Below are 270 nucleotides of genomic sequence, written 5' to 3'. Positions count from 1 at the left end.
ACCGTGTAGTGCGCGGCGGAGCGGCCGGTGGAGTGGTAGCCGGGCTGCGCCTCGCGCTCCAGCACCACGACCCGGCCGTGGGCCGACAGCCAGTAGCCGGTGGATGCGCCGGCGATGCCGGCACCGATGACGAGGTAATCCGCTTCGATCATGCTGCTCTCCTGCATCACGCGATCAGCCTGCCTGGCGCAGGCGGTAGAGGGCGTTGGCCAGGGCTACGTCTTCCAGGCCCAGGCCGATCGAGCGGAAGAACGCCGGGCGCCGGTATTC

The 270-nt window shown here is 70.0% G+C and carries 1 protein-coding gene; it reads right to left on the bottom strand.

Features of this window, described 5'->3' with window-relative positions:
• The coding region (locus ACLJNW_RS25360) for an FAD-dependent oxidoreductase (protein WP_410961387.1) at positions 1-152 on the bottom strand (152 nt) is incomplete at its 3' end.
• Between the last annotated feature and the right edge of the window lie 118 nt (positions 153-270).

The organism is Salmonella sp. SAL4457 (assembly GCF_046548235.1).
Lineage (GTDB): Bacteria > Pseudomonadota > Gammaproteobacteria > Enterobacterales > Enterobacteriaceae > Salmonella > Salmonella enterica.
This window is presented reverse-complemented; position numbering and strand designations above follow the sequence as displayed.